A 16378-nucleotide genomic window follows, 5' to 3' on the forward strand; every position below is an offset into this window, starting at 1 on the left:
CGGCACGGCAGCGGCATCACCGCGGCCCGCGCGCAAACCTGACAACAGCAAATCGCACAGGCAGAGATGGGGCTTCACTGATGGCAGAGTCGACGGCAGGATCCGAGACGGATGCGGACGGCATGACACCCGTCAAACCCGTCGAGGCTGAACTGCTCGTGGTGACCGGAATGTCGGGAGCCGGCCGCAGCACCGCCTCGGACGCCCTTGAGGACCATGGCTGGTACGTCGTGGAAAACCTGCCGCCGCAGATGCTCGGCACGCTCGCCGAACTGGTGTCCCGGACGCCGCACTCCATGTCCAAGCTCGCCGTCGTGATGGACGTCCGGAGCAAGGAACTGTTCGTCGACATGCGCGCGGCGCTCCGCGCCCTGGAGGCCACCGGCGTGAGCTTCCGCGTCCTGTTCCTCGACGCCAACGACGACGTCCTGGTGCGCCGCTTCGAGCAGGGCCGCAGGCCCCACCCGCTCCAGGGCGGTGGCCGGATCCTCGACGGCATTGCCGCCGAACGCGAGCTGGTCCGTGAATTGAAGGACACCGCCGACATCGTCCTGGACACGTCCTCCCTCAACGTCCATGGCCTCGCCACCGCCATCACCGAACTCTTCAGCGAGACCGGGCCGGTGGCGCTGCGGCTGAACGTCATGAGCTTTGGCTTTAAGTACGGGCTGCCGGTGGACGCCAACTTCGTGGCCGATGCCCGCTTCATCCCCAACCCGCACTGGGTGCCGCAGTTGCGCCCGCACACCGGACTGGACAAGGACGTCAGCGACTACGTGCTGGAGGCCCAGGGCGTCAGCGACTTCGTGGAACGCTACGTCCTGGCCCTTGAACCTGTCCTGGACGGGTACCGCCGGGAGAACAAGCACTACGCCACCATCGCCGTGGGCTGCACCGGCGGCAAGCACCGCTCCGTGGCGGTCGCCGTCGAGCTCTCACGGAGGCTGGCGCAGTATCCGCGCGTCACGGTGACCACGACGCACCGGGACCTGGGCCGCGAGTAATGGCGCTGCTGACCGGCCCGCTGCCCCTTGTCCCGCCCGCCAGCGCGGCCTTCGCCAGCCAGCAGGACAAAGGCCCCTCCGTCGTCGCGCTCGGCGGCGGCCACGGCCTCTCCGCCTCGCTGTCGGCCCTGCGCCTGCTGACCTCCGAACTCACCGCGGTCGTCACGGTCGCGGACGACGGCGGATCCTCCGGCCGGCTCCGCGAAGAGTACGGCGTCCTGCCGCCCGGTGATCTCCGGATGGCCCTGTCCGCGCTGTGCGACGACACCGACTGGGGCCGCACGTGGCGCGATGTCATGCAGCACCGCTTCGCCCCCGGCAAAGGCCGCGGCGGCTCCCTCGATGAGCACGCGATGGGCAACCTCCTGATCGTCACGCTCTGGGAGCTCCTGGGCGACACCGTCGCAGGCCTGAAGTGGGCCGGCGCCCTGCTCGGCGCGCGCGGCGAAGTCCTGCCGATGTCCAGCGTCCCGCTGACCATCGAGGGCCAGGTCCGGGTCACCGCCCCGGACGGCGCGACGGCACTGCAGACCCTCACCGGCCAGGCCAAGTGCGCGGTGGCAGGGTCCCTGGAGCACGTCCGGCTCTTGCCTGAGAACGCTCCGGCCTGCACCGAGGCACTGACGGCGATCGAGCTGGCCGACTGGGTGATCCTCGGGCCGGGCTCCTGGTACACATCCGTGCTGCCGCACCTGTTGCTGCCCGAGATGCGCGAGGCCCTCGCCAACACCGCTGCCCGCCGGTGCCTGACCATGAACCTGGCCACAGATACCAAGGAGACGGCCGGCATGTCCGCCGCCGACCACCTCCGGGTGCTGCGCGAATACGCGCCGGAGTTCACGATCGACGTCATCCTGGCCGACCCGGCGTCGGTGCAGAACCTGCCCGACTTCGAGGCGGCGGCAGGAATGCTCGGTGCTGAGGTGGTCTTGGGTAAAGTGGGGGCGTCTGGTCGCCGTCCGGTCCACGATCCGTTGCGGCTGGCGACGGCGTATCACGATATTTTCGGGAATAGTTAGGAAAGGTGCCATGGCACTGACAGCATCAGTCAAGGAAGAACTTTCCCGTCTGGATATCAAGAAGTCCTCAGTCCGCAAGGCCGAGGTGTCGGCGATGCTCCGCTTCGCCGGCGGGTTGCACATCATCTCGGGCCGGATTGTGATCGAGGCCGAAGTCGACCTCGCATCGACCGCCCGGCGGCTGCGCGCCGCCATCGCCGAGGTGTACGGCCACCAGAGCGAGATCATCGTCGTCTCCGGCGGCGGCCTGCGCCGCGGCAGCCGCTACGTGGTGCGGGTGGTGCGCGACGGTGAGGCCCTCGCCCGCCAGACCGGGCTCCTGGACGCGCGGGGGCGCCCCGTGCGCGGCCTTCCGTCGGTAGTGGTGAACGGCTCCGCCGCGGACGCCGAAGCTGTCTGGCGCGGCGCGTTCCTGGTCCACGGCTCGCTCACCGAGCCCGGCCGCTCCTCGGCCATGGAAGTCACCTGCCCCGGCCCCGAATCGGCCCTGGCCCTCGTCGGCGCGGCCCGCCGCCTGGGCATCCAGGCCAAGGCCCGCGAGGTCAGGGGAGTGGACCGCGTGGTGATCCGCGACGGCGACACGATCGCCGCGCTGCTGACGCGCATGGGCGCCCACGACGCGCTGATGGTCTGGGAGGAACGCCGCATGCGCAAGGAAGTCCGCGCCACGGCCAACCGGCTCGCCAACTTCGATGACGCGAACCTGCGCCGTTCCGCGCAGGCCGCCGTGGCCGCCGGTGCCCGGGTGGACCGCGCCCTGGAAATCCTGGGCGACGACGTCCCGGACCACCTGAAGTATGCCGGTGAGCTCCGGGTCGCGCACAAACAGGCCAGCCTGGACGAGCTGGGCCGGCTCGCCGACCCCATCATGACCAAAGACGCCATCGCCGGCCGGATCCGCCGGCTGCTGGCCATGGCGGACAAACGGGCCCAGGACCTCGGCATCCCGGGCACGGAGGCCAATGTGACGCCCGAAATGCTCGACGACTAGCCCGCCCCTAGAATCAACAGCAGGAATATCCCGGGGAATGAAATATCCGGGAGCCGCGGCTGGTTGTCGCCGTAGGATCCCACCGCAATTTTCCGGATGCCCCGCATCCGGATGCACAATCAAAAGAGTTACCGAACCGGACAACCCGTCCACGACATTGGAGGAATTTGTGACCGAGTACGTACTGCCCGAGCTCGACTATGACTACGCAGCGCTGGAACCGCACATCTCCGCGAAGATCATGGAGCTGCACCACAGCAAGCACCACGCCGCCTACGTGGCCGGCGCCAACAACGCCTTGGCCCAGCTGGCCGAGGCGCGCGAAAAGGGCGACTTCGCCAACATCAACCGCCTCTCCAAGGACCTCGCGTTCCACACCGGCGGCCACATCAACCACTCCGTCTTCTGGAAGAACCTCTCACCGGACGGTGGCGACAAGCCCGAGGGCGAGCTTGCGGCGGCCATTGACGACGCCTTCGGCTCGTTCGACGCGTTCCGTGCGCAGTTCAGCGCCGCGGCGCTGGGTCTGCAGGGCTCCGGCTGGGGCTTCCTGGCCTACGAGCCCATCGGCGGCAACCTGGTCGTCGAGCAGCTCTACGATCAGCAGGGCAACGTCGCACTCGGCACCACCCCGCTGCTGATGCTGGACATGTGGGAGCACGCCTTCTACCTGGACTACGTCAACGTCAAGGCTGACTACGTCAAGGCCTTCTGGAACATCGTGAACTGGGCCGACGTCGCCAAGCGCTTCGACGCCGCCCGCAAAAACGCTACGGGTCTCATCACCCTCTAGGCAGGTCCCTTTACCCTGCACAGGGTGACGGAATCGACTTCCGTTTGTAACAAACCTCACATTACGGGCCCTTCGGCCCGAAATGTGGACGGACTGCCCCTGCACTTGCGGGGGCAGTCCCGGTTAAACGTAAGATGGATCACGGAAGGCGGTTAGCCTTCAGCAATGTGGCTGGTCGCCCTCCGATCTGGTAATTATCTCTGCCCAATGGCGTGCGGGATCTGTTAGTTGGCTTGAACGCCTTCTCAACTAGTCGTGCTCGCAAGAGCACCAAGGAGACTGAAAACGTGACGACCCGTATTGGCATCAACGGCTTTGGCCGTATCGGCCGCAACTACTTCCGCGCCGCCCTCGCACAGGGCGCAGACCTCGAGATCGTTGCGGTCAACGACCTCACCAGCCCGGAAGCCCTCGCTCACCTCTTCAAGTACGACTCCGTGGGCGGCCGCCTGGCCGAAACCATCGAGGTCAAAGACGGCAACATCGTCGTCGACGGCAACATCATCAAGGTCCTCGCCGAACGTGACCCCGCGAAGCTGCCCTGGGGCGAGCTCGGCGTCGACATCGTCATCGAGTCCACAGGCTTCTTCACGAAGGCCGCCGATGCGCAGAAGCACATCGACGCCGGCGCCAAGAAGGTCCTGATCTCCGCCCCCGCGTCGGATGAGGACATCACGATCGTGATGGGCGTCAATGACGGCCTGTACGACAACGCCACGCACCACATCATCTCCAACGCCTCCTGCACCACCAACTGCCTCGGCCCGCTGGCCAAGGTCATCAATGACGCCTTCGGCATCGAGCGTGGCCTGATGACCACCATCCACGCCTACACCGCCGACCAGAACCTGCAGGACGGCCCGCACAAGGACCTCCGCCGCGCCCGCGCCGCCGCCATCAACATGGTGCCCACCTCCACCGGTGCGGCCAAGGCAATCGGCTTGGTCCTGCCGGAGCTCAAGGGCAAGCTCGACGGCTACGCCATCCGCGTGCCCGTTCCCACCGGCTCCGCCACGGACCTGACCGTCACGGTTTCCCGCGAGACCACGGTCGCCGAAGTCAACGCCGCCCTTAAGGCAGCATCGGAGACCGAGGAGCTCAGGGGCCTGCTGACCTACACCGACGAGCCGATCGTCTCCTCCGACATTGTCGGCGACCCGGCATCGTCCATCTTCGATTCCGGCCTGACCAAGGTGATCGGCGACCAGGTCAAGGTTGTGTCCTGGTATGACAACGAGTGGGGTTACTCCAACCGCCTCGTGGACCTCACGGAGCTTGTCGCGTCCAAGCTGGGCTAGGGTAAGACTCATGACATTTCACACCCTCAACGAACTGATCGCTGATGGTGTCCGCGGGCGGTACGTTCTGGTCAGAAGTGACCTGAACGTGCCGCTCGACGGCTCTACAGTGACTGACGACGGCCGCATCAAGGCCTCCCTGCCAGTGCTGGCGAAGCTCACGGACGCCGGTGCCCGCGTGCTGGTCACAGCACACCTCGGCCGCCCCAAGGGCGCGCCGGAGGAGAAGTACTCTCTCAAGCCCGCAGCCGCACGGCTGGCCGAGCTTGCCGGGTTCAAGGTCTCCCTTGCCGCCGACACGGTTGGCGAGTCGGCCAAGGAGCTCTCCGCGGCGCTGCAGGACGGCGAAGTGCTGGTCCTGGAAAACGTGCGCTTCGACGGGCGGGAGACCTCCAAGGACGACGCCGAGCGCGGCGCCTTCGCGGACGAGCTGGTCGCCCTCACCGGGGACAACGGCGCCTTCGTCGATGATGCCTTCGGTGCGGTGCACCGCAAGCACGCCAGCGTGTACGACGTCGCCACGCGGCTGCCGTCCTACCAGGGCGACCTTGTCCGCACCGAGGTCGAGGTGCTGCGCAAGCTCACCACCGACACCCAGCGGCCCTACGTCGTTGTCCTCGGCGGCTCCAAAGTCTCCGACAAGCTCGCTGTGATCGACAACCTCCTGGGCAAGGCGGACACCATCCTGGTGGGTGGCGGCATGCTGTTCACCTTCCTCGCCGCCTCGGGTCACAAGGTCGCGGGCAGCCTGCTCGAAGAGGACCAGATCCCGGTCGTCCAGGACTACCTGAAGCGCGCCGCCGACGCCGGTACCGAGTTCGTCGTGCCCACCGATGTTGTGGTGGCGGGCAAGTTCGCCGCCGACGCCGAGCACGAGACCGTTGCCGCCGACGCCATCGAGTCGGGCAGCTTCGGAGCCCAGGGCATCGGGCTGGACATCGGGCCGGTCTCGGCAGCGGCGTTCGCGGAACGGATCAAGGACGCCCGGACGGTGTTCTGGAACGGGCCCATGGGCGTGTTCGAATTCGCGGCCTTCGCCGGCGGTACCCGGGCCATCGCCCAGGCCCTGACCGAGACGGAGGCATTCACCGTGGTTGGCGGCGGCGACTCGGCGGCAGCGGTCCGGACACTCGGCTTCGCCGATGAGGCGTTCGGCCACATTTCCACCGGCGGCGGCGCAAGCCTGGAGTACCTTGAAGGCAAGGAACTCCCCGGCCTGAGCGTCCTCGACCGTTAGAAGCACTGACCGCTAAAAGCACCGGCATTTGAGCCGGCAGGGTGCCCTCCGCAGGGAACCGGGCGCCCTGCCGGCTGCTCCCACACACCAAGAACTCCTGGAGATCACGTGACCACGTCAACCAACGGTAAATTCGACCGCAAGCCCTTCATCGCCGGCAACTGGAAGATGAACATGGACCACGTCCAGGGCATCACCCTCCTGCAGAAGCTCGCGTGGACCCTGTCCGACGCCAAGCACGACTACAGCCGGGTGGAGGTCGCCGTCTTCCCGCCGTTCACGGATCTCCGCGGCGTCCAGACCCTGGTTCAGGGCGACGAGCTCGCCGTCGTCTATGGCGGCCAGGACCTTTCCCAGTTCGACTCCGGCGCCTACACGGGCGACATTTCCGGCCAGTTCCTCGCCAAGCTTGCCTGCAGCTACGTCCTGGTCGGCCACAGCGAACGCCGCACCATCCACAACGAGTCCGACGCCGTGCTCAACGCCAAGACCAAAGCCGCCTTCCGGCATGGCATTACTCCGGTCCTCTGCGTCGGAGAAGGCCTGGAGATCCGGCAGGCCGGCACCCACGTGGACCACACCCTCGCCCAGCTGCGCGCCGGCGTCGAGGGCCTCACCCCGGAGCAGGCCGCCGAGCTTGTAGTCGCCTACGAGCCCGTGTGGGCCATCGGCACCGGCGAGGTCGCAGGCCCGGAGGACGCGCAGGAAATGTGCGCCGCCATCCGTGCCGAACTGTCCACCCTCTTCGGAGCAGACGTCGCCGCCAAGACCCGCCTGCTGTACGGCGGCTCCGTCAAGGCCAACAACGCGGCCTCGATCCTGAAGGAGCGCGACGTCGACGGCTTGCTGGTCGGCGGTGCCAGCCTGGACGCTGCCGAGTTTGCTAATATTGTCAGGTTCGAGAGTCACCTGTTGACGGATTAGTCCGGACACAGCCTGACCCCCGCAATCCAATCCTTCTGAAAGGCCGTCGTGGACGTTCTTCATGTCATTCTGCAGGTCCTCCTGGGCATCACCAGCCTCCTGCTGACGTTGCTCATCCTGCTCCATAAAGGACGCGGAGGCGGCCTGTCCGACATGTTCGGCGGCGGCATGAGCTCGGGCCTGAGCTCCTCCGGCGTCGCGGAACGGAACCTCAACCGGTTCACGGTCATCCTGGGAATCACCTGGGGCGTGGTGATCATCGCCCTCGGCCTGCTCATGCGGTTCAGCACAGGCGCCGATTCCTAGGACGCCCGTCCGACAACTTCATATGGGGTCCTTATGGCCCTCCCGGCATCGGGAACTCACGAACTACACTGTGGCTGTCGTCTTGCACTTCCACCAGCCAAGTAGCCAGGAGTTCCCGATGCTGCATTCTGCTTCCGGATTCAAAGGAATCCGTGTGGGCGCCACCGAGGGGGCAACTCCCCGCCACGAACCACTGAACGGGGCCGGCGTACGCCAGCCCCGTATTCGTGTATCGTTCCGGTGCGCCAAGGGCCATGAAACCTCGCTCGTGTTCGCACAGCTTCCGGAGGAACAGATCCCCGGAGTTTGGGACTGCCGGCGCTGCGGCGGCACCGCAACCCGCGACGAATCAAAGTTTGCCCTGGAGGAAACGCCAACAGAAGGCTTCAAGACGCATCTGGAATACGTTAAAGAGCGGCGCTCCAGCCAGGACGCCGAAGACGTGCTGGCTGGAGCGCTGGAACGTCTACGCTCCGGACGGACCCTTCCGGACGAGCTGCTCCGGGACCCGTGAGGCCGCGTCCTCGTCAATCAGCCACAGCGTTTCCCGGCGGCCGCGCGGCCCCGCGGCGGGCACCTGCACGGGATTGGCGCCGGCCAGGGCCAGCCCTACGGCGCCGGCCTTGTCATCACCGGCCACCACCATCCACACCTCGGATGCCGTGTTGATCGCCGGCAACGTCAGCGACACCCGCGCCGGCGGCGGCTTGGGGGAGTTGTGGACGCCCACGACAGTCAGTTCCTTCTCCCGGATGCCGGCCTGCTCCGGGAAGAGCGAGGCGACGTGCGCGTCCGGCCCCACGCCGAGGAGGACAATGTCCAGGCGGGGAAGCCGCGCCGGCTGTTCCGGCCTGTCGTCGGACATGTCCGCGGCGTGCTCACCGGCCGCCGCCTCGGCGAGCCGGCGGGCATAGTCGGCCGCGGCGTCGTCCGGGCTGTCGAAGTCATCGGTGGAACCGGGCACATGGACGCGCGCCGGATCAACATTGATGTGGGACAGGAGGGCGTCCTGGGCCTGGCGGGCGTTGCGCTCGGCGTCGCCGGCCGCCACGAAGCGCTCGTCACCCCACCAGAAGTTCACCTTGGACCAGTCGACGGCCCGCGCCGCGGGCGATTCGGCCACGGCCCTGAGCGAGCCGATGCCCATCGTTCCCCCGGTAAGCACCACCGTGGCCTCGCCGTGCCGGTCCTGGATATCCACCAGCTTGGTAATCAGGCGGGCTGCGATCGCCGCCATCAGAACGGTCGAGTCAGGATGGATGCTTACTCTCGGGTCAGCGCTCACTGGGACGGACACTCCTTAGATTGGTACGCGGCAGTCCCATAGTAATCACTTCACCGAAGACTTCGTCCGGATCCAGGCGGCGGAGTTCTTCGGCCAGGCAGTCCTTGAGGCTGCGGCGGGGCAGCGAGATCCGCTGGGCGGGCTGGCCGGGCTGGGTCAGTTCGGCGATGGTGAGCCCGGGCCGGAAGAGCTGGATGTCGCCGCCGGGCCGGGTCAGCCGGACGCGCCGGATGCCGGTTCCGGCCGGATCCGCCACGATCGTCACGGGAACGTCCAGGGCCAGGGTGAGCCAGGCTGCGAGAAGCACGGTGCTGGGTGAGTCCGAGGCGCCCTCGACGGCCACGGCCGTCACCGGCGAGTCGTCCACCTGGTCCAGGACCGCGGCCAGCTGGATGCGCCAGTTGGTCAGCCGGGTCCAGGCCAGGTCCGTGTCGCCGGCCTTGTACGTGCGGCGGATGTTCTCCAGCGCCGCGACCGGGTCCGCTTCATTGGCCGAGTCGGTGATCCGGCGGTGCGCGATGCCCCCGACCGAGGTCTGGCACGCGTTCCTGGGCGCGCCGTGCGGCCACCAGGCCACGATCGGGGCGTCCGGGAGCAGCAGGGCCGCGACGAGGGATTCGCTTTCCTCGGCGAGTTCGCCGTAGCCGCGCAACAGGATCACCTCGGAGGCGCCGGCGTCGCCGCCGACGCGGATCTGGGCGTCCAGCCGGGTTGGGGCCGAGGCCCCGGCGTCGGCGAGGACGATGATCCGGCACGGGTGTTCGCGGCTGGCCTCGTTGGCGGCCTCGATGGCCTCCTCTTCCAGCCCGGAGCGGGTGACGACCACGAGGGTCAGGACCCGGCCCAGGGCGATCACGCCGCCCTGCTCGCGCAGGGCCATGATCTTCTTGGAAATTTTGGAGGTGGTGGTATCGGGAAGATCTACGATCATGGCCTTCTCCAGGTTCGTCCGTCGCGGGCTAGGAGCTCATCGGCCGAGGCGGGGCCCCAACTGCCGGGAGCGTAGGGCTGGGGCTGTTCGTCCAGGCCGGCCCAGTATTCCTCGAAGGGATCCAGGATCTTCCAGGACAGCTCAACTTCCTGGTGCCGGGGGAACAGCGGCGGCTCGCCGAGGAGCACGTCCAGGATGAGGCGTTCGTAGGCTTCGGGACTGGACTCGGTGAAGGAGTGGCCGTATCCGAAGTCCATGGTGACGTCGCGGACCTCCATCTGGGTGCCCGGAACCTTGGAACCGAACCGGATCGTGGCGCCCTCGTCAGGCTGGACCCGGATCACCACGGCGTTCTGGCCGAAGTCGTCCTCGCCGTGGTCCGTGAAGAGCAGGTTTGGTGCGCGCTTGAACACGACGGCGATCTCCGTCACCCGGCGCCCCAGCCGCTTGCCGGCGCGCAGGTAGAACGGCGCGCCGGACCAGCGGCGGGTGTTGATGTCCACCCGGATCGCGGCGAACGTCTCGGTCTTGGAATCGGCCGGGATGCCCTCCTCCTCCAGGTACCCGAGGACTTCCTCGCCGCCCTGCCAGCCGCCGGTGAATTGCCCGCGGGCAGAGTGGGAGGAGAGGTCCTCGGGGAGCCGGACGGCGGCGAGGACCTTTTCCTTCTCGGCACGCAGGTCGTCCGCGTTGAAGGAAATCGGTTCTTCCATCGCCGTCAGGGCCAGCAGCTGCAGCAGGTGGTTCTGGATGACGTCGCGGGCCGCGCCCACGCCGTCGTAGTAGCCTGCCCGGCCGCCGGTCCCGATGTCCTCGGCCATGGTGATCTGGACGTGGTCCACATAGTTGGCGTTCCAGAGCGGCTCGAAGAGCTGGTTGGCGAAGCGCAGTGCCAGGATGTTCTGCACCGTCTCCTTGCCCAGGTAGTGGTCGATCCGGAACACCGCGTCCGGCGGGAATACCGACTCGACGATGTCGTTGAGCTGCCGGGCCGACTCGAGGTCGTGTCCGAACGGCTTTTCGATCACCACGCGGCGCCAGTTGTCGCCCGCGGCCTGGGCCAGGCCGTGCTTGGAGAGCTGACGGCAGACCTGTTCGAAGGCCTTCGGCGGGATCGAGAGGTAGAACGCGTGGTTTCCCCGCGTCCCGCGCTGTTCGTCGAGCTCATCGATCGTGTCGGAGAGCCGCTTGAACGCCTCGTCGTCGTCGAACTCGCCCTGCACGAAGCGGATGCCCTCGGAGAGCTGCTTCCAGACCGTTTCATCGAACGGGGTGCGGGCGTACGCCTTGACGGACTCCTTGACCTCCGCGGCGAAGTCCTCGTTCTCCCACTCGCGGCGGGCAAAGCCCACCAGCGCGAAGCTCGGCGGCAGCAGCCCGCGGTTGGCGAGGTCATACACGGCGGGCATGAGCTTCTTGCGGGCGAGGTCCCCGGTCACCCCGAACAGGACCAGCGACGCCGGTCCGGCAATACGGTTCAGACGGCGGTCACGGGGGTCCCGGAGCGGATTGCGCCCCCGGCCGGCCGTGTTCCTGCCGCCGTTGTAGGTTTCTGGCATGGTTGCGTGGGTGCCTTAGCTTTCAGTGGAGGATGCTGCCTGGCCGGCAAGGGAGGTGACGAGCTCCTGGAGCTGCTTCACACCCGCGGCGCGGTCGGCCAGGTGCAGCCGGAGGACCGGACGGCCGTGCTCGGACAGGACCTGGGCATCGCCCGCGGCCTGCGCCGAGATCAGCTCGCCGAACGTGAACGGCCGGTCCGGGATGGCCAGGTCAGCCGCGGATGCGGCCGTGACCTGCAGGAAGACGCCGATCGCGGGTCCGCCCTTGTGGAACTGGCCGGTGGAGTGCAGGAACCGCGGGCCCCAGCCAAAGGTGACCGGGCGTCCGCTGGCCGCGGCCAGTTCGTCCCGGACGCCCTCGAGGCTGGCATAGGCCAGCCGGTCGAAATAGGCCTGGACGCTGAGGTAGTTGTCCGGGCCGAGTTCGCCCAGCAGGGCGCTGACGGCCTCGGCCGCTGTGCCGGCGTTGCCGAGCCATTCCCCGCCGCGGACCTCGATGGCGCCGTCGGTGAAATTCGCCGGCGTCGGTGCGGGCTGTGCGTCCAGCAGGCCGCGGGCGGCGATCTTCGCTGCCTCGACGTCCGGCTGGTCGAACGGGTTGATGCCGAGCAGGCGGCCGGCCACGGCGGTGGCGAATTCCCACACCATCATCTGCGTGGCCAAGCCGCCGGCGATGGCGACCTCGTTCTCGCCGAGCTGCACGTCGGCATCCGCCGCGACGAGCCGGATGACCAGGACATCGGGGGCGCCCAGGGTGGCTTCCGGGGAGGCAGGACCGGCTACGACCGGCAGCACGCCGGTGCCGAGCTTGCCCGTGGATTCGGCGATGAGCTGCTCGGCCCAGTCGGCGAAGCCCACGATCCCGGATCCGTCCTCCGCGATGACGATCTTGTTGCGCAGCGGGGTGGTGCCGCCCAGGGCGGTGCCGAGGGCGAGGCCGATGTTGTCCTCCGAGTCCTCATTGAGGATCTCGGCGGCTTCTTCGGCCTCATCCAGGAAAGCCTGGATATCGACGCCGGCCAGCCCGCACGGGACCAGCCCGAAGGCGGTCAGGGCAGAGAAACGGCCGCCGACGTTCGGATCTGCATTGAAGACGGCGCGGTAGCCGGCCTCCCGGGAGGCCTTGTCCAACGGCGACCCCGGGTCGGTGACGATGATGATGCGGCTCTTCGCATCGATCCCGGCATCGGTGAACGCCTGCTCGAAGATCCGGCGCTGGGAATCGGTTTCCACAGTGGAGCCGGACTTCGACGAAACCACGATCGCGGTTTCGTCCAGCCGGTCCGCCACCGCGGCACTGACCTGTTCGGGGTCGGTGCTGTCCAGAACAGTCAGCTCGACGCCAGCGGTGCCCGCGATGACTTCAGGCGCCAGCGAAGAGCCGCCCATGCCGCAGAGCACGATCCGCGTCACGCCCTCGGCCTTCAGCGCGTCGCGGAGTTCGAGAATGTCGCCGACCAGCGGCTGGGAGACGGAAGCCGCCTCGACCCAGCCCAGCCGGACAGCGGATTCCTGCTCTGCGTCCGGACCCCACAGGGTGTGGTCCTTCGCGAAGATCCGGGTGGCGATGCGGTCTTCCAGCAGTGCCGGGAGGTGCTGCTCATGTGCCTGGCGGGCTGCGCCGGTGGCGTCGTAGCTGAGTGTGCTCATGGTGGGTTAGGAAGCCTTCCGTGCAGAGGCCAGGGCGCCTTCGACGTCACCCAGCAGTTCCTTCCAGCTGGCCACGAACTTGTCCAGGCCTTCGGATTCGAGCAGGGCGACGACGTCGTTGTAGGAAATCCCCAGCGCGTCGAGGGAATTCAGCGTGGCGTTGGCGTCGTCGTAGCCGCGGGAGACGGTGTCGCCCGTCACGGTGCCGTGGTCGAACGTCGCGTCGAGCGTCTTCTCCGGCATCGTGTTGACGACGCCGGGGGCGACGAGTTCGGTGACGTAGAGGGTGTCCGGGTAGGCCGGGTCCTTCACGCCGGTGGAGGCCCACAGCGGGCGCTGCGGCAGGGCGCCGGCCGCGGCCAGCAGGGCCCAGCGTTCGGTGGAGAAGAGCTCCTCGTAGACCTGGTAGGCCAGGCGCGCGTTGGCCAGGCCGGCCTTGCCCTTGAGTGCCTTGGCTTCCTCGGTGCCGATGGCGTTGAGGCGCTTGTCGATTTCGGCATCGACGCGGGAGACGAAGAAGGACGCGACCGAGTGGATCGTGGACAGGTCGTGACCGTTGTCCTTGGCCTGCTCGAGCCCGGACTGGAAGGCGTTGATCACGGCGCGGTAGCGTTCCAGCGAGAAGATCAGGGTCACGTTGACGCTGATGCCCTCGGCCAGGGTGGCGGTGATGGCCTCGAGGCCTTCGAGAGTGGCCGGGATCTTGATCAGGACGTTGTCCTTGTTGACCTTCTTGTACAGGTGCTTCGCTTCGGCGATGGTGCCTGCGGTGTCCCAGGCCAGGCGGGGGTCGACCTCGATGGAGACACGGCCGTCGACGCCCTTGGTGGCCGCGGCGACGGGGGCGAACAGGTCGCAGGCGTCGGCGACGTCGGTGGTGGTGATTTCGAAGACGGTCTCTTCGACGGTGGCGCCAGCGGCGGCCTGGGCGGCGATCACGGCGTCGTAGTCGTGGCCGGCGGTGATGGCGGCGTGGAAGATCGACGGGTTGGTGGTGACGCCAACGACGTTCTTCTCTTCGATCAGCTTGCGCAGGGTGCCGGTCTGGAGGCGGCCGCGGGAGAGGTCGTCGAGCCAGATCGAGACACCGGCGTCGGAGAGCTGCTGGGTGGGGGTAGTCATTTCATAACTCCTGGAAATCATGGGTTCCGGGGGCACAGCGTCCCCCGGAACCGTGGTGGTGGATCAGTTGGTGAGGCCGGCGAGGGATTCCTTCGCGGCGGCGGCGACTGCTTCTGCCGTGATGCCGAATTCCTGGAAGAGGCGCTTGTAGTCCGCGGACGCTCCGAAGTGCTCCAGGGAGATGGAACGGCCGGCATCGCCGACGAATTCCTTCCAGCCCAGGGCCAGTCCGGCTTCGACCGAGACGCGTGCCTTCACGGCCGGGGGCAGCACGGCGTCGCGGTAGGCGGCGTCCTGCTTGTTGAACCATTCCACGCAGGGCATGGACACCACACGGGTGGGGATGCCCTCGGCCTGCAGCGCTTCGCGGGCGTTGACGGCGAGCTGGACCTCGGAGCCGGTGCCAATCAGGATGACCTGGGCTTCGACGGTGGAGCCGTCCTTCGACGCCTCGGCAAGGACGTAGCCGCCCTTCTCGACGCCGGCGGTGGAGCCGAAGGTGTCGCCGTCGGCCACGCCGGTGCCGCGGGCGTAGGTGGGGATGTTCTGCCGGGTCAGGACGATGCCGGCGGGGTTTTCGTGGTTTTCCAGCATGGCCTTCCAGGCCGCGGCCACCTCGTTCGCATCTCCCGGGCGGACGACGTCCAGGCCCGGGATGGCGCGGAGGGAGGCGAGCTGCTCAACGGGCTGGTGCGTGGGGCCGTCCTCGCCCAGGCCGATCGAGTCGTGCGTCCAGACATACAGCGACGGGACGCCCATGAGGGCGCCGAGCCGGATCGCGGGGCGCTGGTAGTCGGAGAAGATCAGGAACGTTCCGGAGAAAGCCCGGGTGCGCCCGTGCAGGGAGATGCCGTTCACAATCGACGCCGCCGCGTGCTCGCGGATGCCGAAGTGCAGGACCCGGCCGTAGGGGTTGCCCTTCCACGCCGCGGTGGACCGGGACGTGGGGATGAATGAGGGCGAGCCCTCGATCGTGGTGTTATTCGACTCCGCGAGGTCGGCGGAGCCGCCCCAGAGTTCGGGCATGACCGGGCCGATCGCGTTCAGGACCTTCCCGGAGGCGGCCCGGGTGGAGACGTCCTTGCCCGCTTCGAAGACCGGCAGGGCGGCCTCGAAGTCGCCCGGGAGCTTCTTCGCCTCGACGCGTTCCAGCAGTGCAGCGGACTCGGGGTTGCCGGCCTGCCACGCCTCGAACGAGGCCTGCCAGTCGGCGCGGGCGGCCGCGCCGCGGTCCTGGACGGCACGGGCGTGGGCCAGGACGTCCTCGTCGACCTGGAAGGCGCGTTCCGGGTCAAAGCCCAGGACCTTCTTCAGGGCCGCGACTTCCTCAGCGCCGAGGGCGGAGCCGTGGATCTTGCCGGTGTTCTGCTTCTTCGGCGCCGGGTACCCGATGATGGTCCGCAGGGAGATGATGGAGGGTTTGCCGGTTTCGGCCTTCGCGGCGAGCAGTGCGGCGTGCAGTTCCTGGACGTCTTCGACGTATTCGCCGGTCCGGGTCCAGTCGACCCGCTGGGTGTGCCAGCCGTAGGCCTCGTAGCGGGCCAGGACGTCCTCGGTGAACGCCACATCGGTGTCGTCCTCGATCGAAATGTGGTTCTCGTCGTAGATCACCACGAGGTTGCCCAGTTCCTGGTGACCGGCGAGTGAGGACGCCTCGGAGGTGACGCCTTCCTGCAGGTCGCCGTCGGAAGCGATCACCCAGACGGTGTGGTCGAACGGGCTCGTGCCGGCGGGAGCGTCGGCGTCGAACAGGCCGCGCATCCGGCGCTGGGAATAGGCGAAGCCGACCGCGGAAGCCAGGCCCTGGCCCAGCGGGCCGGTGGTGATCTCCACACCCTTGGTGTGCTTGTACTCCGGGTGGCCCGGGGTCAGCGAACCCCAGGTCCGCAGCGCCTCCAGGTCCTTCAGTTCCAGGCCGTAGCCGGAGAGGAACAGCTGGATGTACAGGGTCAGGGACGTGTGCCCGGGGGACAGGACGAACCGGTCGCGGCCCAGCCAGTCCGGATTCGCCGGGTCGTGGCGCATCAGCTTCTGGAACAACAAATACGCGGCCGGAGCCAGGCTCATCGCCGTCCCCGGGTGGCCGTTTCCGACTTTCTCCACCGCATCCGCGGCCAGCACCCGGACGGTGTCCACTGCGCGCTGGTCCAAGTCAGTCCATGACAGTTCTTGCTCTTCCAAATGTGGCACGAAAACCGGGCCCCTCTCTGTGCTGACGGCCGGCGGTACGCTCTTTTCCCGCCCGGGCACAGTTCGGTG

The 16378-nt window shown here is 67.7% G+C and carries 15 protein-coding genes; 9 read left to right on the plus strand and 6 right to left on the minus strand.

Annotation, left to right across the window (positions count from 1 at the left end):
- Window positions 1-80 precede the first annotated feature (80 nt).
- The 9 genes from rapZ to AC1DN2_RS06170 all read left to right on the plus strand — a co-directional run bounded on the left by rapZ (window position 81) and on the right by AC1DN2_RS06170 (window position 8086).
- Window positions 81-1004, plus strand: a complete 924-nt coding sequence (rapZ, locus tag AC1DN2_RS06130) for an RNase adapter RapZ (RefSeq protein WP_018773001.1) — start codon at window positions 81-83, stop codon at window positions 1002-1004.
- Entirely contained in the window at window positions 1004-2023 is a 1020-nt protein-coding gene (locus AC1DN2_RS06135) for a gluconeogenesis factor YvcK family protein (RefSeq protein WP_028276839.1), read from the plus strand. The genes rapZ and AC1DN2_RS06135 overlap by 1 nt, the downstream gene beginning before the upstream one ends.
- A 10-nt stretch (window positions 2024-2033) precedes the next feature.
- Window positions 2034-3014 carry a DNA-binding protein WhiA gene (gene whiA / locus AC1DN2_RS06140; RefSeq protein WP_390202376.1) on the plus strand — a complete coding sequence of 327 codons (981 nt, stop codon included), beginning with the start codon at window positions 2034-2036 and terminating at the stop codon, window positions 3012-3014.
- A 169-nt stretch (window positions 3015-3183) separates the two neighbouring features.
- On the plus strand, window positions 3184-3807 hold the full coding sequence (locus tag AC1DN2_RS06145) for a superoxide dismutase (RefSeq protein WP_476849616.1): 624 nt from the start codon (window positions 3184-3186) through the stop codon (window positions 3805-3807).
- A 287-nt stretch (window positions 3808-4094) separates the two neighbouring features.
- On the plus strand, window positions 4095-5105 hold the full coding sequence (gene gap / locus AC1DN2_RS06150; RefSeq protein WP_028276841.1) for a type I glyceraldehyde-3-phosphate dehydrogenase: 1011 nt from the start codon (window positions 4095-4097) through the stop codon (window positions 5103-5105).
- Between the two features lie 10 nt (window positions 5106-5115).
- A complete protein-coding gene (locus tag AC1DN2_RS06155; RefSeq protein WP_476849617.1) occupies window positions 5116-6342 on the plus strand; it encodes a phosphoglycerate kinase in 1227 nt (408 codons plus the stop codon).
- A 108-nt stretch (window positions 6343-6450) separates the two neighbouring features.
- Window positions 6451-7266 (plus strand): triose-phosphate isomerase, encoded by an 816-nt coding sequence (tpiA, locus tag AC1DN2_RS06160; protein WP_018772995.1) that lies wholly within the window; start codon window positions 6451-6453, stop codon window positions 7264-7266.
- Window positions 7267-7314: 48 nt separating this feature from the next.
- Window positions 7315-7572: a preprotein translocase subunit SecG gene (secG, locus tag AC1DN2_RS06165; RefSeq protein ID WP_018772994.1), complete on the plus strand. Its 258-nt coding sequence runs from the start codon at window positions 7315-7317 to the stop codon at window positions 7570-7572.
- 154 nt (window positions 7573-7726) lie between these two features.
- Window positions 7727-8086, plus strand: a complete 360-nt coding sequence (locus AC1DN2_RS06170; RefSeq protein ID WP_306292809.1) for an RNA polymerase-binding protein RbpA — start codon at window positions 7727-7729, stop codon at window positions 8084-8086.
- Here AC1DN2_RS06170 and pgl read toward each other — a convergent pair.
- From pgl to tkt, 6 genes are all read right to left on the minus strand, one after another.
- Window positions 8039-8857 carry a 6-phosphogluconolactonase gene (pgl, locus tag AC1DN2_RS06175; protein WP_290370274.1) on the minus strand — a complete coding sequence of 273 codons (819 nt, stop codon included), beginning with the start codon at window positions 8855-8857 and terminating at the stop codon, window positions 8039-8041. The two genes, AC1DN2_RS06170 and pgl, sit on opposite strands and share 48 nt — an antisense overlap.
- Window positions 8847-9788 carry a glucose-6-phosphate dehydrogenase assembly protein OpcA gene (locus tag AC1DN2_RS06180; protein WP_028275501.1) on the minus strand — a complete coding sequence of 314 codons (942 nt, stop codon included), beginning with the start codon at window positions 9786-9788 and terminating at the stop codon, window positions 8847-8849. Before AC1DN2_RS06180 ends, pgl begins: the two co-directional genes overlap by 11 nt.
- Complete coding sequence (zwf, locus tag AC1DN2_RS06185) at window positions 9785-11347, minus strand: glucose-6-phosphate dehydrogenase (protein WP_476849618.1); 1563 nt, start codon at window positions 11345-11347, stop codon at window positions 9785-9787. Before zwf ends, AC1DN2_RS06180 begins: the two co-directional genes overlap by 4 nt.
- Before the next feature lie 15 nt (window positions 11348-11362).
- On the minus strand, window positions 11363-12997 hold the full coding sequence (locus AC1DN2_RS06190; protein ID WP_476849619.1) for a glucose-6-phosphate isomerase: 1635 nt from the start codon (window positions 12995-12997) through the stop codon (window positions 11363-11365).
- Between the two features lie 6 nt (window positions 12998-13003).
- A complete protein-coding gene (gene tal, locus AC1DN2_RS06195; RefSeq protein WP_476849620.1) occupies window positions 13004-14119 on the minus strand; it encodes a transaldolase in 1116 nt (371 codons plus the stop codon).
- A 63-nt stretch (window positions 14120-14182) separates the two neighbouring features.
- Window positions 14183-16300 carry a transketolase gene (tkt, locus tag AC1DN2_RS06200; protein ID WP_223917422.1) on the minus strand — a complete coding sequence of 706 codons (2118 nt, stop codon included), beginning with the start codon at window positions 16298-16300 and terminating at the stop codon, window positions 14183-14185.
- Between the last annotated feature and the right edge of the window lie 78 nt (window positions 16301-16378).

This window comes from Arthrobacter sp. 01L42, from assembly GCF_056400005.1.